At 62.0% G+C, this 19891-nt stretch carries 18 protein-coding genes; 10 read left to right on the top strand and 8 right to left on the bottom strand.

What is annotated here, in order from left to right:
• Window position 1 precedes the first annotated feature (1 nt).
• Entirely contained in the window at window positions 2-1039 is a 1038-nt protein-coding gene (locus KW825_RS18800; protein ID WP_218330068.1) for an alkene reductase, read from the bottom strand.
• 179 nt (window positions 1040-1218) lie between these two features.
• On the opposite strand from KW825_RS18800, the gene KW825_RS18795 reads away from it, so the two are divergent.
• Window positions 1219-1788 carry a TetR/AcrR family transcriptional regulator gene (locus KW825_RS18795; RefSeq protein WP_218330067.1) on the top strand — a complete coding sequence of 190 codons (570 nt, stop codon included), beginning with the start codon at window positions 1219-1221 and terminating at the stop codon, window positions 1786-1788.
• Window positions 1789-1916: 128 nt separating this feature from the next.
• On the top strand, window positions 1917-3302 hold the full coding sequence (locus KW825_RS18790) for a DUF2252 domain-containing protein (protein WP_042651822.1): 1386 nt from the start codon (window positions 1917-1919) through the stop codon (window positions 3300-3302).
• A 196-nt stretch (window positions 3303-3498) separates the two neighbouring features.
• Here the strand turns inward: KW825_RS18790 and KW825_RS18785 are convergent, their stop codons facing one another.
• Entirely contained in the window at window positions 3499-4416 is a 918-nt protein-coding gene (locus KW825_RS18785) for a LysR family transcriptional regulator (RefSeq protein ID WP_218330065.1), read from the bottom strand.
• Window positions 4417-4562: 146 nt separating this feature from the next.
• Between KW825_RS18785 and aguA the strand changes: the two genes are divergently transcribed.
• The 4 genes from aguA (at window position 4563) to KW825_RS18765 (ending at window position 10114) form a co-directional block, all read left to right on the top strand.
• On the top strand, window positions 4563-5660 hold the full coding sequence (gene aguA / locus KW825_RS18780; protein WP_218330064.1) for an agmatine deiminase: 1098 nt from the start codon (window positions 4563-4565) through the stop codon (window positions 5658-5660).
• Window positions 5661-5828: 168 nt separating this feature from the next.
• Window positions 5829-7532, top strand: coding sequence for an amidase (locus tag KW825_RS18775; RefSeq protein WP_218330063.1), 1704 nt, complete (start codon window positions 5829-5831; stop codon window positions 7530-7532).
• Window positions 7533-7875: 343 nt separating this feature from the next.
• Window positions 7876-8640: an RES family NAD+ phosphorylase gene (locus KW825_RS18770; RefSeq protein WP_218330062.1), complete on the top strand. Its 765-nt coding sequence runs from the start codon at window positions 7876-7878 to the stop codon at window positions 8638-8640.
• Between the two features lie 712 nt (window positions 8641-9352).
• Window positions 9353-10114, top strand: coding sequence for a CphA family subclass B2 metallo-beta-lactamase (locus KW825_RS18765; protein WP_256353992.1), 762 nt, complete (start codon window positions 9353-9355; stop codon window positions 10112-10114).
• Window positions 10115-10169: 55 nt separating this feature from the next.
• On the opposite strand, the gene KW825_RS18760 is transcribed toward KW825_RS18765, so the two are convergent.
• The 4 genes from KW825_RS18760 to KW825_RS18745 all read right to left on the bottom strand — a co-directional run bounded on the left by KW825_RS18760 (window position 10170) and on the right by KW825_RS18745 (window position 15550).
• Entirely contained in the window at window positions 10170-11594 is a 1425-nt protein-coding gene (locus KW825_RS18760; protein ID WP_218330060.1) for a DASS family sodium-coupled anion symporter, read from the bottom strand.
• Between the two features lie 302 nt (window positions 11595-11896).
• Window positions 11897-13147, bottom strand: a complete 1251-nt coding sequence (locus KW825_RS18755; RefSeq protein ID WP_218330059.1) for a DEAD/DEAH box helicase — start codon at window positions 13145-13147, stop codon at window positions 11897-11899.
• A 147-nt stretch (window positions 13148-13294) separates the two neighbouring features.
• Window positions 13295-14767, bottom strand: coding sequence for a GGDEF domain-containing protein (locus KW825_RS18750; RefSeq protein ID WP_218330058.1), 1473 nt, complete (start codon window positions 14765-14767; stop codon window positions 13295-13297).
• 324 nt (window positions 14768-15091) lie between these two features.
• Complete coding sequence (locus KW825_RS18745; RefSeq protein ID WP_218330057.1) at window positions 15092-15550, bottom strand: hypothetical protein; 459 nt, start codon at window positions 15548-15550, stop codon at window positions 15092-15094.
• A 167-nt stretch (window positions 15551-15717) separates the two neighbouring features.
• Here KW825_RS18745 and KW825_RS18740 point away from each other — a divergent pair, with 167 nt between their 5' ends.
• Window positions 15718-16623: an S-adenosyl-l-methionine hydroxide adenosyltransferase family protein gene (locus KW825_RS18740; protein WP_218330056.1), complete on the top strand. Its 906-nt coding sequence runs from the start codon at window positions 15718-15720 to the stop codon at window positions 16621-16623.
• A gap of 67 nt (window positions 16624-16690) precedes the next feature.
• Here the strand turns inward: KW825_RS18740 and KW825_RS18735 are convergent, their stop codons facing one another.
• Complete coding sequence (locus KW825_RS18735) at window positions 16691-17251, bottom strand: carbonate dehydratase (RefSeq protein WP_218292464.1); 561 nt, start codon at window positions 17249-17251, stop codon at window positions 16691-16693.
• Window positions 17252-17484: 233 nt separating this feature from the next.
• On the opposite strand from KW825_RS18735, the gene KW825_RS18730 reads away from it, so the two are divergent.
• The 3 genes from KW825_RS18730 (at window position 17485) to KW825_RS18720 (ending at window position 19529) form a co-directional block, all read left to right on the top strand.
• Window positions 17485-18126, top strand: coding sequence for a ribonuclease (locus tag KW825_RS18730; RefSeq protein ID WP_218330055.1), 642 nt, complete (start codon window positions 17485-17487; stop codon window positions 18124-18126).
• 72 nt (window positions 18127-18198) lie between these two features.
• Window positions 18199-18489 (top strand): Pathogenicity locus, encoded by a 291-nt coding sequence (locus tag KW825_RS18725; RefSeq protein ID WP_042652854.1) that lies wholly within the window; start codon window positions 18199-18201, stop codon window positions 18487-18489.
• On the top strand, window positions 18486-19529 hold the full coding sequence (locus KW825_RS18720; protein WP_218330054.1) for a nitronate monooxygenase family protein: 1044 nt from the start codon (window positions 18486-18488) through the stop codon (window positions 19527-19529). Before KW825_RS18725 ends, KW825_RS18720 begins: the two co-directional genes overlap by 4 nt.
• Window positions 19530-19616: 87 nt before the next feature.
• Here KW825_RS18720 and KW825_RS18715 read toward each other — a convergent pair.
• Window positions 19617-19891 (bottom strand): hypothetical protein (locus tag KW825_RS18715; protein WP_218292468.1); only part of this gene is annotated, 275 nt, incomplete at its 5' end.

The following is a 19891-nucleotide window of genomic DNA, read 5'->3' as shown; positions in this document are numbered from 1 at the left end:
CTTACACCAGCTCAGCCAGCATGGCATCGGCATAGGGCACCAGCGGCTCGGCCTGTTTCACCCTGCTGAGGTAGTCCGGGTTGGCGATGAGCGGGCGGCCGATGGCGATGAGATCGAAGCGATCGGCCTTGATGGCTTCGGCAGCGGTCTCGGCACTGTAGTTGCCGACCCCGACCAGGTGGCCATCGTAGTGGGCGCGCAGGTAGTCTGAGGCGCGACCATCCAGGTAGTCGAAGGTGAGGCTGTCATCGAAGATGCCGAGGTGCACATAGGCCAGGGTGCGGTGGTTGAGCTCGGCCAGCAGATGGTCGAACACGGCGCGGTCGCGCTGGTCCCCTGCCAGATGCACATAGGCACCGGGGGAGAGGCGCAGCCCCACGCGTTCGGCGCCGATGCGGGCGCTGATCGCATCCACCACCGCCAGCGCGAAGCGACTCATGTTTTCCGGCGTGCCACCGTACTGGTCGTCGCGCAGGTTGCTCGAATGGTGCAGGAACTGATCGATGAGATAGCCGTTGGCACCGTGGATCTCGACCCCGTCGAAGCCGGCTTCGATGGCGTTGGCCGCGGCCGTGGCATAGTCCTCGACCAGCTGCTCGATCTCGGTCACCGTCAGGGCGCGCGGCACCTGATAGACCAGCTCGCGCATGCGCGGCACAGTCCCCTCATGGGCGACGGCAGACGGCGCCAGCACCTCGGCATGGTGGAAGAAGGGGTGGGAGAGGCGACCCACGTGCCACAGCTGGGCGAAGATCTTGCCACCCTTGGCATGCACGGCGCCGGTGACCTGTTTCCAGCCCTCGACCTGCTCCGGGCTGTAGAGCCCCGGGGTGTTGGGATAACCCTGTCCGTCCGGGCGTATGATGGTGGCCTCGGAGATGATGAGGCCGATGTCGGCCCGGCGCGCATAGTAGGCGGCCATCTGCTCGGTGGGCACCAGACCGGGACCGGCCATGCAGCGGGTCAGCGGGGCCATCATGAAACGGTTGGCCAGGGTCAGGGTGCCGTTGAGACGGTAAGGTTGAAACAGGGTATCCATGGTCATCGTCCTCGAGAATGATTCTTGAACGTGCATTCAAGACTCTTTTTGTTTTGCACGCAAGTATTTTTTGAGCGAATATTTAACCAGGATTGGTCTTGCCTGCCCGCTGGGGTAAACTTGCCGCCCTTTTCTACCCTCATCGCCAAGGCGCGATGAGGCCTGCCAACGGAGACCCCATGCGCATCGCCGAATTTGATCGTGACCAGGTCCTGCGACATGCCATGGAGGCATTTCGCGCCAGGGGCTATGCCAAGACCACCATGCAGGAGCTGGTGGCCGCGACCGGACTGCACCCGGGCAGCCTCTATGCGGCCTTCGGCAACAAGCGCGGCCTGCTGCTGGCGGCGGTCGATCACTATGTGCAGGAGAAGCGCACGCTGCGCCATGCCAGCTTCGATCGACCCAGCCCGCTGGCCGGGCTGCGGCACTACTTCCAGCAGCTGGTGAACGATGCGCTGCAGGGCTCCTGCCTGGTGACCCGCGCCCTGATGGAGCTGGCGGAGCAGGACGAGGAGCTGCACCTGCGCTTCAAGGCCATCTATGCCGAGCTGGAGTCCGATCTGACGCTGATCCTGCAACGGGCGAGGGAGCAGAGGGAGCTGGTCGCGGACAGCGACATCCCGACCCTGACCGCCTTCCTGCAGATCAACATCCAGGGCCTGATCACCTTCGCCCAGTGCCGCCCCGACCGCCCCCTGCTGGACGCCGTGGTCAGCCACCTGATGGCCGCCCTGACCCCTCGCTAGCCCCTCTGTCGTGCCCATAGCGCCATTTTTTCTCCCGGTGCTTGCCCCAGTCGGTTCCCTCTTCCATCTTCATGTGAGGTCTGATGGCGGGGGAGAAGGATATGGTAAGGAAGGCAAGGTCCCGGGCTATGCTGGCGCATTTCACCTCGCCACGGCTCTCCATCGCGGAGCGTTTCGCCGCCGGCAAACAGCTGCGTGAGCAGGTTCCCCGTGAATCGCATGCACTGCTGCCGGAGGTCCTGCCCGGGCGGGATCCCATCGCCGTGCTCAAGGCGCAGGCCGCCACCCGATTGCAGAAGCTGGTACCGGTGCGCCATGCCAGGATGCAGACCTCCCCCTTCGCCTTCCTGCGCGGCGCGGCCGCCATCATGGCGGCGGATCTCGTCGACACGCCCCGCTCCGGCCTGATGGTGCAGGCCTGTGGCGACATGCATGTCGCCAACATCGGCCTCTATGCGAGTGCCGAACGCAATCTGGTGCTGGCCATCAACGACTTCGACGAAACCCACCTCGGCCCCTGGGAGTGGGATCTCAAGCGGCTGGCCGCCAGCGCCCTGGTGGCGGCCGAATATATCGGGGCCGATGCCGCCCGCCAGCGGGAGGCGGCCAGGATGATCGCGGCCAGCTACCGCATCAGGCTTCGGGAATACGGGAAAATGGGCTTCATGCGGGTTTGGTATGATCACATCGATCAATCCACCGTGCTCGACGCCTTCTCCACCGATGCCCATCAGCGCATCGAGGCCACCTTCCTCAAGGCCCGTGGCCGCAACCATCTGCAGGTGCTCGGCAAGATGACCGATCTGGTGGACGATCAGCACAGGATCCGCGAGATCCACCCCTTCGTCATCCGTGAGACCCATACCGAGGATGGGGAGCCCGTCTACGAGGTGCTCGGTGAGCTGCTGGAGGCCTATTTGGATTCCCTGCCGGAGGACAGGCGCATCCTGCTGCAGCGTTACCGGGTCGTGGACGTGGCGCGCAAGGTGGTGGGGGTCGGCAGCGTGGGCACCCGCTGCTGGGTGATCCTGCTGACCGGGGCCGACGACGATGATCCGCTGTTCCTGCAGGTCAAAGAGGCGCAGCCCTCGGTGCTGGCGCCCTATTTCACCTCGGCGGACGACAGTGGCAGCCAGGGGCGGCGGGTGGTGCGGGGTCAGCGCATGATCCAGGGCTCGCCGGATATCTTCCTCGGTTGGTGCGAGCTGAAGGGCCGCCACTTCTACGTGCGCCAGTTGCGGGACATGAAGGGGGGGATAGACATCAGCCCGGGCGCGGTCAAGCCGCGCCACTTCGTCGAGTATTGCCAGCTGTGCGGCTGGGCGCTGGCGCTGGCCCATGCCAAGTCGGGGGATGCGGCGCAGATCGCCGGCTACCTGGGCAAGTCGGAGGTGATGGATGAGGCCATCGCCGACTTCGCCGTGGCCTATGGCCAGCGCACCCGGGACGACCACGCCACCCTGCTGGCGGCCATCGCCCGTGGGGATCTGCCGGTGGCCAGCGAGATGCGTTGAGGCATACCGGTTGAGCCATTTTATCCTTCAATCGTATCGGCGCGGCAGTTGAGGGCCCTGTCAGGCTGGTATGCACAGTGGTTGATTGATCGCCGTCGGGCTGTATTTGCTCCCTTCTCCCCTTGCGGGAGAAGGGCTGGGGATGAGGGGGCGGTATCAAGATTAGTGCTACCTAAGCCAGACATCACTCGTTCCGTTAGTCCGGCTCCTGGCTCACCAGCTCCTTCATCAGATCCTTCAACCAGACCAAGGCGGGCTGCTGGGCATGGACCGGATGCCAGACGCAGTTGAGGTGGTAATCGGGCACCGCCTCCGGCAGCGGCAGGCTCTTCAGCGGCCAGTGGCTGGCGAGCAGTTCGGCCACCATGCTGGGCAGCACCAGCAGGTGGTCGCTCTGGCTGACGATGGCGGCGGCGGACATATAGCTCTGGCTGTTGACCGAGATGGTGCGACTAAAGCCCAGCGTCTTCAGATAGCGATCCAGGCTCGCCTCCGAGGTGCCGAGTGGCGAGTGGAACACATGGGGCATCTCTATCAGCTGTTGCAGCGTGATCCGCTCCTCCGGAAGCGCCATGCTGGCGCGCACCAGCCCGGCCAGCGGCTCGGTCAGCCAGGTCTCCTTGCCGAGATAGCCCGGCACCTGCATGTACTCATCGAACCCCAGCACCAGATCGATCTCGCCGCTCGCCAGCTCCGCCTCCGGCAGGCTGTCGCGCAGGATGCGGATCTCTATGGTGACCCCGGGAGCCAGATCCTTGAGGCGCTGGATCAGCGGCGGGATCAGCACGCACTCCACGTAGTCGGTGGTGCAGAGCACGAAGCGGCGCCTGGAGTGGAGCGGCTCGAATTCCTCTTCCTCGCTGAGATGTTGCTCCAGCAGCCGCAACGCCTGCTGCACCCCCAGGTGCAGCCGCTGGGCGCGGGGGGTCGGCAGCATCCCCTGGGGGGTGCGCACCAGCAGCGGATCCCCGAAGAAGGTGCGCAGCCGGCCGAGGGCGTGGCTCATGGCAGGCTGGCTGATAAACAGCGATTCGGCGGCGCGGGTGACGCTGCCCTCCGTCATCAGGCTGTCAAAGGCGAGCAGCAGATTGAGGTCGAGCTGGTGCAGTTTCATGGGGGGATTATTCGCCGTGCTTATGGGACAATCCATCCTATTCATTTGATGGATGGGAGCGCAACTTCTTACACTGCGTCCCACTCTTATTTTTCCAAGGTTCCCGGGTAAATTGGGGGGCCTCAATCCATGCAAGGAGCCTTGCGATGAGCATCAAGACCATGAACACCACTCCGGCCGCCGACGGCTTCACCATGCCCGCCGAGTGGGCGCACCAGCAGGCCGTCTGGATGATCTGGCCGTTTCGCCCGGACAACTGGCGGGTAGCCGGTCGTTTCGCCCAACAGACCTTCGCCAAGGTGGCCGACGCCATAGGTGGTGCGACGCCGGTCTTTATGGGGGTGCCCGCCGAGTTTATGGAGCAGGCCCGCGCCATCATGCCCGCCCATGTCACCCTGGTCGAAATGGCCAGCGATGACTGCTGGGCCCGTGACAGCGGTCCGACCGTGGTCACCAACCGCGCAGGCGAGTGCCGCGGGGTGGATTGGGGCTTCAACGCCTGGGGCGGCCTCAATGGCGGTCTCTACCACCCGTGGAACCAGGACGAAGAAGTGGCCGCCAAGATGCTGAGCCAGCACGGCATGGCGCGTTACGACGCGCCGCTCATCCTGGAAGGGGGCTCCATCCACGTCGACGGCGAAGGCACCTGCATGACCACCGCCGAGTGCCTGCTCAACGCGAACCGCAACCCGCACCTCAGTAAGGAGCAGATCGAAGCCTTGCTGCGCGACTATCTCGGCGTGCAGAGCTTCATCTGGCTGGACGAGGGTGTCTACATGGACGAGACCGACGGCCACATCGACAACATGTGCTGCTTCGTGCGCCCGGGCGAAGTGGCCCTGCACTGGACCGACGACGAGAACGACCCGCAATATGCCCGCTCCCAGGCCGCCTTCAAGGTGCTGAGCGAGACTCGGGACGCCAAGGGTCGTGAGCTGAAGATCTGGAAGCTGCCCCAGCCGGGCCCGCTGTTCTGCACCCAGGAAGAGTCCGCCGGTGTCGAGAGCGGCAGCGGCGTGCCGCGCGAGGCCGAGGGTCGTCTGGCCGGTTCCTACGTGAACTTCCTGATCACCAACGATCGCATCGTCTACCCGCTGCTGGATGCCGCCACCGATGGGCAGGCCCAGCAGATTTTGGAAGAGATCTTCCCGCAGCATCAGGTTGTCGGCGTGCCCGCCCGCGAGATCCTGCTGGGCGGTGGCAATATCCACTGCATTACCCAACAGATCCCCTCTGGCAAGTAATCCGCAGGGACAACAGATCGTCAAAACCCCACGCTGGTGGGGTTTTATCTCTTGATGGCGTGGTGGTCGAAGGCGCTGAATGCGGCGACCACCATCACAAGCAATCACCTGTGATATGGCCACTTTGGCCAATACCGCACAGCGTCACCCTTTTACAGGAGATCCAGCATGATCGAAGTGACCGAGGTTTCCATCGCCGAGCTGCGCCACGCGCTCGAAGCCGGCCGCACCACGGCGGTCGAACTGGTCAAGGCCTATCTGGCCCGTATCCATGCCTACAACGGCCCCGAGACCGCGACCAAGCTCAATGCGGTCGTGGTGCACAATCCCGATGCGCTGAAAGAGGCGCAAGATTCTGATGCCCGCCGTGCCCGTGGCGAAACCCTGGGCCCGCTGGACGGCATCCCCTACACCGCCAAGGACAGCTATCTGGTCAAGGGGCTGACCGCCGCCTCCGGCAGCCCGGCGTTCAAGGATCTGGTTGCCCAGCGCGATGCCTTCACCGTCGAACGGCTGCGGGCCGCGGGCGCTATCTGCCTGGGCAAGACCAACATGCCGCCCATGGCCAATGGCGGCATGCAGCGCGGCGTCTATGGCCGTGCACAGAGCCCCTACAACGCGGACTACCTGACTGCGCCCTTTGCCTCCGGCTCCTCCAACGGTGCCGGTACCGCCACCGCGGCCAGCTTCTCCGCCTTCGGTCTGGCCGAGGAGACCTGGTCGAGCGGTCGTGGGCCGGCTTCCAACAACGGTCTGTGTGCCTACACCCCGTCCCGCGGCGTGATCTCGGTACGTGGCAACTGGCCGCTGACCCCGACCATGGACGTGGTGGTGCCCTACGCCCGCACCATGGCCGATCTGCTGGAAGTGCTCGATGTGGTGGTCGCCGACGATGCCGACACCCGTGGCGATCTCTGGCGGATGCAGCCCTGGGTCAAGATCCCCAAGGCTTCCGAGGTTCGCCCGGCCTCCTACCTTGAGCTCGCATCCCAGGCTGACAGCCTCAAGGGCAAGCGCCTCGGCGTGCCGCGCATGTTTATCAACAAGGATGAACTGGCTGGCACCAGCGAGAACCCCGGCATCGGCGGCCCGACCGGCCAGCGCATCCATACCCGCCCGTCGGTGATCGCGCTCTGGGAACAGGCCCGTCAGGCGCTGGAAGCCGCTGGCGCCGAGGTGATTGAAGTGGACTTCCCGCTGGTCTCCAACTGTGAAGGGGACAGACCCGGCGCGCCGACCGTGTTCAACCGCGGCATCGTGAGTCCTGAGTTCCTCAACGACGAGCTGTGGGAGCTCTCCGGCTGGGCCTTCGACGACTTCCTGCGCGCCAACGGCGATCCCAAGCTTAAGCAATTGGCCGACGTGGATGGCCCCAAGATCTTCCCCCACGATCCGGGCACCTTGCCGAACCGCGAGGGCGATCTGGCCGCCGGCATGGACGAGTACGTCAAGATGGCCAAGCGCGGCCTCAAATCCTGGGACGAGATCCCCACAGTGCCGGACGGCCTGCGCGGCCTGGAGCGGACCCGCAAGCTGGATCTGGAGGACTGGATGGACGGGCTCAAGCTCGACGCCGTGCTGTTCCCGACTGTGGCTGACGTCGGCCCGGCCGATGCGGACATAAATCCGGCCTCCGCCGACATCGCCTGGAGCAACGGCATCTGGGTCGCCAACGGCAACCTCGCCATTCGCCATCTGGGCGTGCCGACCGTCACAGTCCCCATGGGCGTCATGGCTGACATCGGCATGCCGGTGGGGCTGACCTTCGCCGGTCGCGCCTATGACGACAACAACCTGCTGCGCGTCGCCTCCGCCTTCGAGTCCACCGGCAGCAAGCGCAAGGTGCCGCCGCGCACCCCGCCGCTGGGTTGATTGGTGGCTGGGGCTAAATAGCCTAGGTTAGTCTGGTTATAATAAAAATAAAACCACCCGTAACACGGGTGGTTTTTATTTAAGCATGTTTATTATAATATTTTTATGTCTTCGCTGTAGCCAGCTAATGGTTAACCTAGTTGTATTCAGATTGATGTATTCCACAGTCACATTATTGTGGTCGTGCTTATCTATATAGCACACTTGGTGGTGGTGATATATCAGGTGGTTAATAAGGATGACTAAGTTTTTATTGATATTTATTTGAGGTGTTTATTTTTACGCTGCAGTACCTTTTTATGGTAAAGTCTTCAACTGTATTCATCTTCAATAAGGTTGTGGAATGACATTCAAATCTCATAGAAGCTATTACAGATTTATGAATGTAGTGCGCTCAAAAAATCGCTATATTTTAGATGCAGAATCCCAAGATTTCATGAATTCTATAATTGAAACCTGTCAAGATAGAATTAAAGTAATTGAGCCTGGCTATGTTTTATGGCGTGCCCAGTTGGGGCATAATGAGAGAGAAATAACGCAAACAGACCATGATACAGGGGAGGCGGTGGTAGTTGATATCATGCCTATTCCATTCCCATATCAGAGAATGAAACCATTAGTAGATTCCGCGTCAGAAGGAAGAGCTAATCCCAAGGGAATTCCATACATATATGTTGCTACAGATAAAGAAACTGCAATGTCTGAAGTTAGACCATGGTTAGGTTCTATTATTTCACTTGCGCGGTTGAGAGTTAATAGAAAACTCAGGGTAATTGACTTTTCTGAGTTATATGGAGAGGGTAACCGTCGATTTTATCTAGTGGAGCCACAACAGGAAGAGATCATCAAGGCTGTTTGGGCTGATATAGATAATGCGTTCTCTCGACCGGTAAAAGCATCGGATGTGACATCTGATTACGTACCCACTCAAATTATCTCTGAGTTTATTAAGTCCAAAGGATATGATGGAATTGCTTATAAAAGCTCTCTTGCTGCAGGTCATAACATAGCTCTCTTTGACTTAACATCAGCAGATGTTATTGCTTGTGATCTACATGAGGTATCATCCGTGAAGTTCTCTTTCAATAATATTCCTGAGCATTGGTAATTTAGCATGCTGGGCTTCGCAGGATCATTGTCATATCGAATAGCGAAGCGTATTCGGACGATCGCGAATAGATCGTGGCCGAGAAGCTGCTGGTATCCAGAGCTTCTTGCCGGTCTTGCCATGACTCGGTGCGCGGCGTTATGCGGACGATTACGCTGCGCTAATCGACCCTACATGATGGGGTTTATTGTTACCTCCCCTCATCCCCAGCCCTTCTCCCGCAAGGGGAGAAGGGAGCAAATATGCGCCTCTGATTTGGTCTGGCAACCGGGCTTGGAATTGGCAGGGGCCATCCCCTCTCCCTCGGGAGAGGGTTAGGGTGAGGGGCTGCTATCTGTGCTGTAGGTTCGAATAGCGAAGCGTATTCGGACGATCGCGAGTTGGTAGTGGCTGAGAGGCAGCTGATATCCAGAGTTTCCAGCCTGTCTTGCCATGACTTGGTGCGTGGCGGTAAACGGACGATTACGCTGCGCTTATCGTTCCTACATCAAGGCGGTGATTGCATGCTTTGACCATTAACCTCTCTCCATTCCCCACACTGCCAACCGCACTTTCTGTCGTGGTTTCTTCCGGGACTTCCCCCAGACTTCACTTTGTCTTCACAGAAGCTCATTTTCCCCTCACAAATCTCCCGTATCTTCTGCTCACTGCTTAAAAGGCCCGGCTTGCCACAGGGGTGGCGAGGGGCTGGTTGTATCGAGGGAGCAAGATGATGAAAGGTTGGATGAAATGCGGACTGGCCGGTGCCCTAGTGCTGGCGGCGAGTGTCTGGGGCGGTAGCGTGCGGGCGGGGGAGATGGCCCTCAAGCAGGTGAGCGGCCCTGTGTATGTGGTGGAGGACAACTACTACCTCAAAGAGAACTCCATGGTCTATTTCGGGGCCAAGGGGGTGACGGTAGTGGGGGCGACCTGGACGCCGGATACCGCCCGCGAGTTGCACAAGCTGATCAAGAAGGTCAGTCGCCAGCCGGTGCTGGAGGTGATCAACACCAACTACCACACCGATAGGGCCGGCGGTAACGCCTACTGGAAGTCCATCGGCGCGAAAGTGGTCTCGACCCGCCAGACCCGGGATCTGATGCAGAGCGACTGGCAGACCATAGTCGACTTCACCCGCAAGGGGTTGCCGGACTACCCGGACCTGCCGCTGGTGCTGCCGAACGAGGTGCACGACGGTGACTTCAGCCTGCAAGCTGACAAGGTGCGCGCCTTCTACCTGGGCCCGGCCCATACCCCGGACGGCATCTTCGTCTACTTCCCCGACGAGCAGGTGCTCTATGGCAACTGCATCCTGAAGGAGAAACTGGGCAACCTCGCCTTCGCCGATCTGCAGGCCTATCCGCAGACCCTGGCGCGGCTCAAGGCGATGAAGCTGCCGCTCAAGACGATAGTGGGTGGTCACGACTCGCCGCTGCACGGGCCCGAGCTTATCGATCACTATCAGGCCTTGCTGGCCGAGGCGCCCCGTTCCTGACGGGCCCTTATCCTGTTTGCTAATAGCAGAGGGCCCGTATCGGGCCCTCATGCATTCAGATCAGGAGCGGCCACCAGAGCAGGCCGATGGCCATCACCACGGCGAAGCCTGCCAGGGCGATCACCAGGCCGATACGCATCCACTCGCCGCTGGTGTGATAGCCCATGCCGAGCAGCAGGGGGATGCGGGCATGGGAGTAGGTGGCCAGGTTGCAGCCCACGTTGGTGATGGCAGCGATGCTGAAGATGGCCATCTCCTTGGGCACGCCGACCGCCAGCAGGGCGCCGGTGATGACCGGAGCCAGCGCCACCACCTTGGCGGTGCCGGAGGCGAAGGCGTAGGAGGTGAAGAGGTAGAGCCCCATCACCACCAGTAGCATGGACATGGTGCCAAAGCCGCCGAGGGTGCTGTGCATGAACTGGGAGAGTGCGTTCCCCAGCCAGTCTGTGAAGCCGACCTGCTTGAGGTTGTCGGCCATCCCCATCAACACGCTGAACCAGATCAGGGTATCAAAGGCTGCGCCGTTGCCCTTGACGTCGTTCCAGGTCAGCACGCCGAGCAGCAGCAGGGCGGCTAGGCCGAGAAAGGCGACCGTGGTGGCATCCAGCCCCAGGTTGTTACCGCCGATCCAGAGCACCACCAGACCGACAAACACCCCCAGCAGGCTCTTCTCATGCCGTGACAGGGGGCCCATCTTGGCCAGCTCGGTTCGGGCGAAGCGGGGAACGTCTGGGGTCTTTCTGGTCTCTGGCCGGATCACCAGATAGAGCACCAGCGGAATGATCAGCAGCAGACCTATGGCCGGTGGCAGCAGATAGAGTGCCCATTCGCGAAAGCCGACGGCAAGACCCGCCACGCTGGCGGCGATGCCGACCAGCGCCAGGTTGCCCGCAAAGCCGGTGCTGAAGGCGACGGCGGAGGCATCGTTCATGGCGCTGACGCTGGAGAGCAGGAACTGACCCAGCTTGCGATCCTGTTGGTTGATGGTTTTGGCCAGGGAGTCGGCAATGGGCGCCACTATGGCGGCCCGCGCCGTGTTGCTCGGCGTGGCGGGGGCCAGGATAAAGTCAGCGACGGCCAGGCAGTAGGCCGAGCGCAGGGTGGATTGCCCGAAGCGGCTCAGCAGCAACAGCGCGATCCGCTTGCCGAGCCCGGTCTTGGCAAAGGCGCTGGCAATCATGAAGGCGATGACGATGAGCCAGATCAGCGGGTGATTGAAATCGACCAGCGCGCCCTCGATGGCCGCCTTGGGTGTGACTTCTCCACCCGCATGGAGCACGGCATAGAGGGCGAGGGAGACGATAGCGATATAACCGGTGGGGGCGATGTTGGTGACGATGACAAGGATGGTGGCGATAAACAGGATGGCGGTGTGGTAGGCCGCCGGTGCGAGTCCTGCCGGGGTAGGCAGTGACCAGCAGAGCGTCGCCAGCAGCACGATACAGAATGCCGCCAGCTGGGGTAGTGTGGGTCTTTTCATGGGGAAGCCCTCGTTCTGAATATCAATGGGAGACGGCTGGAGCCGTTCTGCCAGCCCACTATAGGAGGTGTGACCAGTGCAATCCGGGAACTCACCAGTGGTTTTTGACAAAAAGATCAGTAAGATCGCGACAACCTTACCCGCCATTCAGCAACGGGAAAGGATTGGGCTGAGGGCTGAGGGCGTTACGCTTCTGCGGTGATGGGCGCCCCTCTGCTCCCGTGTGGGAGCAGAGGGGCGGTTCTATGGGGGGGGAGGCCGTCTTTGGCCGGGATGGGTGGGCTTGAAACCAGATGTGGGGCTTAACGCTTGCCCTTGCCACTCTTGGTGCCCAGGGCCTGTTTTCTGGCGCGCTGCTTCTGGGCCGCCTTGCTGTTGCGGCGCGGCTCGGGCTCTGAGCGGGTGAGATCCGGCTCGAAGCCGGGGAACCACTGCTGGGGCAATCGGGTGTCGAGCACGGCCTCAACCTTCTCCAAGAGTGGCGCATCCTCAGAGCTGAACAAGGTGATGGCGAGCCCCTTGTTGCCTGCGCGACCGGTGCGGCCGATGCGGTGCACGTAATCCTCCGGCTGATGTGGGAATTCCAGGTTGATCACATAGTTCAGCTCCTGGATATCCAGCCCGCGGGCGGCCACGTCGGTGGCGACCAGCGCCTGCAGGCTGCCGGCCTTGAACTCCTGCAACACCTTCTCCCGCGCCCCCTGGGAGAGATCCCCATGGAAGGCGAGGGCGTTGATGCCAGCCTTGCCGAGCCGCTGGGCCAGCTGGTCCGCCCCCTGGCGGGTGCGGCTGAAGATCAGCGCCGGCGCCCAGCCCTTCACCTTGAGCAGGTGCTCCACCAGTGCCAGCTTGCGATCGCCGTCCACCGCATAGATCCGCTGCTCCACCTCCGCCGCCGTGGTGTTGCGGGTTGCCACCTCGATCAACTCGGGGTCGCGCAGCAGCACACGGCTCAGGGCAAACAGGTTGTCATCGCAGGTGGCGGAGAACAGCAGGGTCTGGCGATCGGCGGGGATCTGGCGCAGCAGAGCCTTTATCTCGTCCATAAAGCCCATGTCGAGCATCCTGTCCGCCTCGTCGAACACCAGATGGCCGAGCCGGGACAGGCTCAGAGCCCCCTGGCGCAGATGATCGAGCAGCCTGCCCGGGGTGGCGATCAGCAGATCGACCCCGTTCTTTAGCGCCTCCACCTGGGCCGCAATGCTGACGCCGCCGTAGACCAGGGCGCTGGTGAGACCTGTGTCCTTTCCATAGCGCTCCACGCTGCCCTGCACCTGCACCGCCAGCTCGCGGGTCGGCACCAGCACCAGGGCGCGGATCGGTCTGCCCTCATCGGCCTCCCTCGGCATGGTCAGCAACTGCTGCAGGATGGGCAGCACGAAGGCGGCGGTCTTGCCAGTGCCGGTCTGGGCGCCGGCCATCAGATCGCGCCCGGCCAGAATGACCGGGATGGCGCTGGCCTGAATGGGGGTCGGCGTCTCATACCCCAGCTCGGTCAGGGTCTGCAGCAGGCGAGGGGAGAGGGACAATTCGGTGAAGGAGGCAAGGGACATAGGGGCACCAGTATGGGGTCGTCGCGGCCGGGACCGTGACGGAAACAGGATAGTGACCGCGATGGTAGCAGAAGCGCCCCCCACAGCAGAAGGCGATTGCCCCTGCCGACGCGCAGGGAGCCGGCAAGGAGCGTCTGAATCGTGGGATCAGCCGATCGGGAGCTCGGGAGTCCTGATGAGCTCGATGTGCTGCCCTTGGTAGTGGGCGATGTTGTGTTTGCCGTGCTGCTTGACGTGGTAGAGCAACTCGTCGGCCAGGGTGATGGCGTCGGACACCGTCAGATAATCGCGGATGCGGATGATGCCCGCCGAGAAGGTGATGGGGCCGGGCAACTGGGGGAGCCGGAGCTCCTGCTCCAGCAGGCGGGCGACCGCGTGCCGCATCGCCGCCTCATCCTCCAGCCCCTTGTAGAGCGCGATAAACTCCTCGCCCCCCCAGCGGATGGCGCAGTCCCCCTTGCGGATGTTCTCCTGCAGATGGCGGGCGAAGGCGGCGAGGGCGATGTCCCCCACCGCGTGGCCATGGATGTCGTTGACCGACTTGAAATTGTCGATGTCCAGGATCATCAGGTAGTCATGCTCCTGCAGCAGGGCATTGTCCAGGATGTCCCGTCTTGGCAGCCGGGTCAGATGATCGGTGTAGGCCAGGGTCCGCAACCGGGCATAGGCCCGCCGCCCGGTCAGCATCAGTAGCAGCAGGGCGATCAGGTAGAGCTTGAAGGCGGGGCCATAGAGCGCCACCCGCACGAAATCGCCGTAGCCGTAGGACCACTTCAGATAGAGATCCGCGCCGGCCTTGGTCTGCATGAGGCGGGTGCTCAGGCAGAGGTGCCAGGAACGGCAGGGTTCGGCGGCATCGAAGGAGATGACGGTACGGCTCGGGTTGAGGGTCTCGAAGGGGCGAAATACGGCCTTGAAGGCCTCATGGATGTCGATGTCTATCCCCGACAGGCCATAGCGATAGTCCCTTTTCGCCTGGTCGTAGAAGACGAAGGGGAAGTACATGGTGATGGTCTGCAACTGGGTGAAGGCGTCGGTATAGATCTCGGATACCTGGGCCTCGTCCGCACTGCAGGGAACGTGGGTGGAGGCGAAGGCGGCGCAGCCGAAGTAGTGACGCCAGGGCTTGAGGTCATCCAGCCTGGTGTTGCTGGGCAGCAGTCGCCTCGGCAGGATCTGCTTGTCGGCCACCATGCCAAGCAGGCGATAGTCATCGTAGAAGGCATAGAGATTGATGACATCGGGATAGGAGAGGGCATATTGGTAGGCGATGAGCATCTCGCTGGTGGGCGGCAGTATGGGGATGACAGCGATGCGATCGCGGAACTTGACGTCATAGCCATAGACATAGACGGTCGCATCCTGGTTCTCGCTGAAGATGGGGGCTTTGATGCTGCTGCCGTCGACGAACTGGGCCAGATGTTCCGGCTCCAGAATGCGGGCCCGTTGATAGTAGACCTCGAACACATTCTGCTGCTTGGCGGTGATGAGCTGCATGTCATGCCGGATGCTGAGGTAGGTGTAGTAGAGCACCAGCGCCAGACCCGACAGGACCAGGCACAGCAGGGTCAGCCGAAGCAGCCATTTGCGGGGTATGTCGCGCATTCTCGATACAGACATGCCTATGGGTTTCCTAGGGGGCTATATGGAGCCGCTCATCAACTGATTCGCCCCAGTATAAACAAGTTGTAGCGCAGAGCATCCGCCAATGATGCCTTTGTTAACTGACGCGACGATAAATATCAAGGAGATAGCGAGTCAGGCTATTGGTATGGCGAACGAGGCGCACCTGTCTGCCCGGCGTCTTGCGAAGGAGGCTGACGCCAGGCGCTATCATGGCCGCATTTCGTCGATGGAGTTTGGCCCCTGCTCAGCGGCGTCATGCAGGCCATTCTCCTTCACGAGGGCTGGACTGTGTCGCGCCCCCGTTTCGCACGCGGCGGCCTAATCGGCCAGCAGCACCCGCCCTGCATCCAGGTGGTGCATCCACTCCCGCAGGATCAGCAGCGCGGCGGCAAAGCGACGATCCTTGGGCAGTTGCGCCGCCGCCAGCGGATCTCCCTCAACCATGGCGACAAACTGGCCGAACAGCTGCTCGATGCTCTCCCGGCTCAGCTCCTGGTTGCCGAGCATGCTGGCGAGCGGGAGCGGGCTGTGCAGGATCAGCACGGGGTGAGGTGGGATCCCGGCTGCCAGCGGCATCAGTGCATCCTCCACCACCATGATGGCCTGCTCCAGCTCGAGGGCCGTCGGCGGATCCTGGCGAAAGGGCCCCGGCGTCATGGCCTCGAGACCGAAGGCCAGCCGGTGCGTGATGGTGGTGCCGTCGGCCCGGGTGATCTGCACCCCGCTGCTCTGCTCACCCAGGCTCAGTGACAGCCTGGGGCTCCCTGTCTCCCTCATGTCGATCCCTCTGCGATCCCTTGGATAAGACGATTCATACACCCGCTCGTGCGCCTGGGCGAGCGCTTTCTCCCCCCATCTGGTGTGGCCGGCTTGCAAAGTGGATTCACCATGGCATTCTGGATGTCTAAATGGCTATTAAATCCCTAGGCTTCAGGAGTTCTGATATGGATATTCGTACCGCTCCCCGCATCATTGCGCTCTCCCTTCTGCTGGCGGGAAGCTGCGCCTTCGCCAATGAGGCGCTGGTGATCCAGACCGATTTTGGCCTGAAAGACGGCGCAGTGTCGGCCATGAAGGGGGTCGCCTTCGGGGTGGACCGCACCCTGCCGCTCTATGATCTGACCCACGAGATCCCGGCCTACAACATCTGGGAGGCCTCCTACCGCCTCTATCAGACCATCAACTACTGGCCCAAGGGCACGGTATTCGTGAGTGTGGTGGATCCGGGGGTGGGCACGGCGCGCCACTCGGTGGTGCTCAAGACCAAGAGCGGCCACTACATCGTCTCGCCGGACAACGGCACCCTGACCCTGGTGGCCGAGCACTTCGGTATCGAGGCGGTGCGCCAGATCGACGAGAAACGCAATCGCCTCAAGGGCTCCGAGAAGTCCTACACCTTCCACGGTCGCGACGTCTACGCCTACACCGGCGCGCGACTCGCCTCCGGCGCCATCAGCTACGAGCAGGTGGGGCCGCTGTTGCCCGCCGAGGTGGTGCGGATCCCCTATCAGCCGGCGGTGGCCGCGGCCGATGGTTCCCTCAAGGGCACCATTCCGATCCTGGATGTGCAGTACGGCAACGTCTGGACCAACATCGACGAGACCCTGCTCACCAAGGCGGGGATCGGCAAGGGGGATCAGGCCTGCTTCCGGATAAGCGAGGGAGAAGCGCTGAAATATGAGGGCAAGGCCCCCTACGTCAGCAGCTTCGGCGATGTGCCTGAGGGGCAGCCGCTGGTCTACCTCAACAGCCTGTTGCAGGTGTCGGTAGCGCTCAACATGGACAGCTTCGCCGCCAGGCATCAGGTACAGTCAGGCGCCAACTGGCATATCAGCCTGAAGAAGTGCTAGTGATGGTTGCGTGAGATGACAACGGGCGCCGAGGCGCCCGTTGTGTTTTCAGAAAAGGACAATGGGATCAGAACTCGTTGGAGAGTGCCTTGTATCCCTTGACCAGATCGATATTGGTGTGGGCCACGTCTTCGGAGAACTCGGTGGCATCCACGGTGACGCGCGGGATCTGAGCCAGATCGCTCTGCTGGTTGATGCGGGTGGTGGAAGGCACGTAGAAGCCGGGGGGCAGATCGCAGCCATCGATCACCGAGTTGTGGCGCACCACGGAGCCTTCGCCGATGTGGCAGTTGAACAGTACGCTGTTGAAGCCGATGAACACCCGGTTACCGACTTCGCAGGGCCCGTGCACTATGCTGCGGTGGGCGATGGAGCTGTACTCGCCGATGGTGACGGCCGCACCGGACTTGGAATGGATCACCACCCCGTCCTGAATGTTGGAGTTGGCACCGATGACGATGGGCTCCATGTCACCGCTGGCATCCACTTCGTCGGCGCGGATCACGGCGTAGGGGCCGACAAACACGTTCTCCTTGATGATCACCTTGCCGCAGATGATGGCGGTCTTGTCGATATAGGCGGATTCGTCGATAACGGGCAGGTGACCGGAGGGATTCTTGCGGATCATGTCATGTCCTGTTGCTGATGAAATCGGGGAAAATGGCGGGACGCAGAGGCTCGCCGGAGAGTCAGCTTACGCCTCTGTTTTGGAGGGGGAAACCCTTTACTGGTCTGACCCTCCTTTAGTAGGGACATTTCAGATGGTTGTTCTTTGACTCCCTGGTATGGGAGCATGTGGCTCGGCAGGCGGGTTGTGTTCCTCGCAAAAATGGGCCGGGTTGCGATGATGGAGGCTGAGAAATGAAGAAGATGATGCTGTTGCTGGTGGGAGTCTTGCTCTGTGCCTCGGCCGTACAAGGCAAGGGGAGGGCGGGCGACTTCGACTATTACGCCCTGGCACTCTCCTGGTCGCCGGAGCACTGCGCCGTCAAGCCGGGCGATCGGGAGCAGTGCAGCCGCCAGCTGGGCTTCGTGCTGCACGGCCTCTGGCCCCAGTATCAGCGTGGCTATCCGAGCGATTGCAGCGCTGAACCGCTGGATCCCGAGATGGAGCGCGAGTTTGCCGGGCTCTATCCCAGTCGCTTCCTCTATCGCCATGAGTGGCAGAAGCATGGCACCTGCTCCGGCCTCAGCCAGCCGCAATTCCATCAGCTGGCCAGCGAGCTGCGCCAGAAGGTGAAGCTGCCTGCCGCCTATCAGGCCCCTGAGGAGCCGCTGCGCAAGAGCCGTTTCCAGCTCAAGGCCGATCTGGCCGATGCCAATGAGTGGCTGGCGCCGGACAGCATCACCATCGCCTGCGCCGATGGCGGCCGGTTCCTGAGGGAGGTCTACGTTTGCGTCAATAAGGAAGGGACTGATGCCGTCCCCTGCTCGGACGAGATGCAAAAGCGTGAGCTGCGCTCCTGTGGTCAGCCGGATTTCTTGCTACGCAGCGTGCGTTGATCCCTCTTTATCTTCATCAGGCCCCTTGCGGGCCTGATGTTCAAATACCGCCATCGGAAAGGAGTTTGAGCCATGACCACCATGAAACAGTTCTCTACGCCGGAGCGAAGCTTGCTGCTCGGGGTGAAAGGGGTGGGCCCCACCGTCATCGGGCGGCTCGAGCAGCTGGGCTACCATAGCCTGCACGAATTGGCAGGGGCTGACGCGACCCATATCGTCAAGCTGGTGGCCAGCCTGCTGGGCTCGACCTGCTGGCAGAACAGCCCGCAGGCGCGCGGCGCCATCGAGGGAGCCATCGCCCTGGCCCGAGCTCAGCTGCAAGCCGAACCGGACCAGGCAGGACGACAGGAGACAGAGGCATGACGCTGCTCTCCCAACTCGGGATCCGCTATCCCATCATTCAGGCCCCCATGGCGGGGGTACAGGACTGTGCCCTGCCACTGGCGGTTGCCGCCGCCGGGGGGCTCGGCTCCCTGCCAGCCGCCATGCTCAGCCCGACCGAGCTGCGCCAGGCATTGAGGGTACTCAAGGAGCGTGGCCAACCGTTCAACATCAACTTCTTCTGTCACCGTCAGGCCGAGCCAGACCCGGTAGAGGCACGCCGTTGGCGACAGGCGCTCGCGCCTTATTATGCCGAGTTCGGGCTGGCTGCCGATGCCGTCCTCAGTGTGCCTGGCCGAGCCCCCTTCAGTGCGGAGCAGGCCGCCATCCTGGCCGAGTTCCAGCCCGCCGTGGTCAGCTTTCACTTTGGTCTGCCCGCGCCCGCGCTGCTTGCCAGCGTGAAAGCCTGGGGCGCCCGGGTGTTGGCCAGCGCGACCACGGTCGCGGAGGCTGTCTGGCTGACGCAACATGGCGCCGACGCCATCATCGCGCAGGGGCTGGAGGCGGGGGGCCATCGCGGCCACTTCCTCGATGAGGACCTCAGCCTGCAACAGGGCACCTTCACCCTGCTGCCGCAGATCGTGCAGGCGGTCGGGCTGCCGGTCATAGCGGCGGGGGGCATAGTCGATGGCAAGGGGATCCGTGCCGCCCTGGCGCTGGGGGCGAGCGCTGTGCAGATGGGGACGGCCTTTCTCTGTAGTCATGAGGCGACGACCTCGCGCATGCACCGTGCGGCCATTCACTCGGCGCAAGGCCAGCATACGGCCCTGACCAACCTGTTCAGCGGCCGCCCCGCCAGAGGCATCGTCAACCGCCTGATGCGGGAGCTGGGCCCGCTCTCTGCCTCGGCGCCCGCCTTCCCCCATGCCAGTGCGGCATTGGCTCCTTTGCGTGGTGCGGCAGAAAAGAGCGGGAGCCATGACTTCTCACCGCTCTGGGCGGGCCAGAATGTAACGGGTTGCCTCGACCTGCCTGCGGCCGAGCTGATCGCAATCTGGGTGGCCGAGGCTGGATTGGTTTGATTTGATGCCGCCATCTATCCCTGCTTGCTCTCCTTTATATAGGTATCCGGTTTCTGGTCATGGCCGCTTGGGGGGATAAAGAGGATATCAAGCCCCGCTCAGGGCCCGTTTTGACGGGGTTCTGTGGATAAGTTTGTACAAAAGCTGTGGTTGGATATGAATAACTAAGAAATCGCCGATTTTTGCAATTTTATTGCATCGAAGCCTTGCCAATGTGACCAATGTCTCTATAATACGCCACATCGACAGGGCAAGCGGCAACGCAAACAAGCCGGTCGGTGCCTCGATAAAGCCTCTGAAAATAAGGCTTGACTCGAGAAGGCGGTTGAGTAGAATGCCACTCCCGCAGCGACAAAACGTTG

It is taken from the genome of Aeromonas sp. sif2433 (genome assembly GCF_019218705.1).
GTDB classification, from domain to species: Bacteria; Pseudomonadota; Gammaproteobacteria; order Enterobacterales; family Aeromonadaceae; genus Aeromonas; species Aeromonas encheleia.
The sequence above is the reverse complement of the archived record's forward strand: the minus strand, read 5'-3'. Positions and strand labels throughout refer to the sequence as shown.

Coding starts and splice junctions, on each gene's coding strand:
- KW825_RS18795 (WP_218330067.1), top strand. CDS start 1,219: ATGCGCATCGCCGAATTTGATCGTGACCAGGTCCTGCGACATGCCATG.
- KW825_RS18775 (WP_218330063.1), top strand. CDS start 5,829: ATGATCGAAGTGACCGAGGTTTCCATCGCCGAGCTGCGCCACGCGCTC.
- KW825_RS18785 (WP_218330065.1), bottom strand. CDS start 4,416: ATGAAACTGCACCAGCTCGACCTCAATCTGCTGCTCGCCTTTGACAGC.
- aguA (WP_218330064.1), top strand. CDS start 4,563: ATGAGCATCAAGACCATGAACACCACTCCGGCCGCCGACGGCTTCACC.
- KW825_RS18800 (WP_218330068.1), bottom strand. CDS start 1,039: ATGGATACCCTGTTTCAACCTTACCGTCTCAACGGCACCCTGACCCTG.
- KW825_RS18740 (WP_218330056.1), top strand. CDS start 15,718: ATGGATATTCGTACCGCTCCCCGCATCATTGCGCTCTCCCTTCTGCTG.
- KW825_RS18790 (WP_042651822.1), top strand. CDS start 1,917: ATGCTGGCGCATTTCACCTCGCCACGGCTCTCCATCGCGGAGCGTTTC.
- KW825_RS18750 (WP_218330058.1), bottom strand. CDS start 14,767: ATGTCTGTATCGAGAATGCGCGACATACCCCGCAAATGGCTGCTTCGG.
- KW825_RS18720 (WP_218330054.1), top strand. CDS start 18,486: ATGACGCTGCTCTCCCAACTCGGGATCCGCTATCCCATCATTCAGGCC.
- KW825_RS18725 (WP_042652854.1), top strand. CDS start 18,199: ATGACCACCATGAAACAGTTCTCTACGCCGGAGCGAAGCTTGCTGCTC.
- KW825_RS18770 (WP_218330062.1), top strand. CDS start 7,876: ATGACATTCAAATCTCATAGAAGCTATTACAGATTTATGAATGTAGTG.
- KW825_RS18755 (WP_218330059.1), bottom strand. CDS start 13,147: ATGTCCCTTGCCTCCTTCACCGAATTGTCCCTCTCCCCTCGCCTGCTG.
- KW825_RS18745 (WP_218330057.1), bottom strand. CDS start 15,550: ATGAGGGAGACAGGGAGCCCCAGGCTGTCACTGAGCCTGGGTGAGCAG.
- KW825_RS18730 (WP_218330055.1), top strand. CDS start 17,485: ATGAAGAAGATGATGCTGTTGCTGGTGGGAGTCTTGCTCTGTGCCTCG.
- KW825_RS18735 (WP_218292464.1), bottom strand. CDS start 17,251: ATGATCCGCAAGAATCCCTCCGGTCACCTGCCCGTTATCGACGAATCC.
- KW825_RS18760 (WP_218330060.1), bottom strand. CDS start 11,594: ATGAAAAGACCCACACTACCCCAGCTGGCGGCATTCTGTATCGTGCTG.
- KW825_RS18765 (WP_256353992.1), top strand. CDS start 9,353: ATGAAAGGTTGGATGAAATGCGGACTGGCCGGTGCCCTAGTGCTGGCG.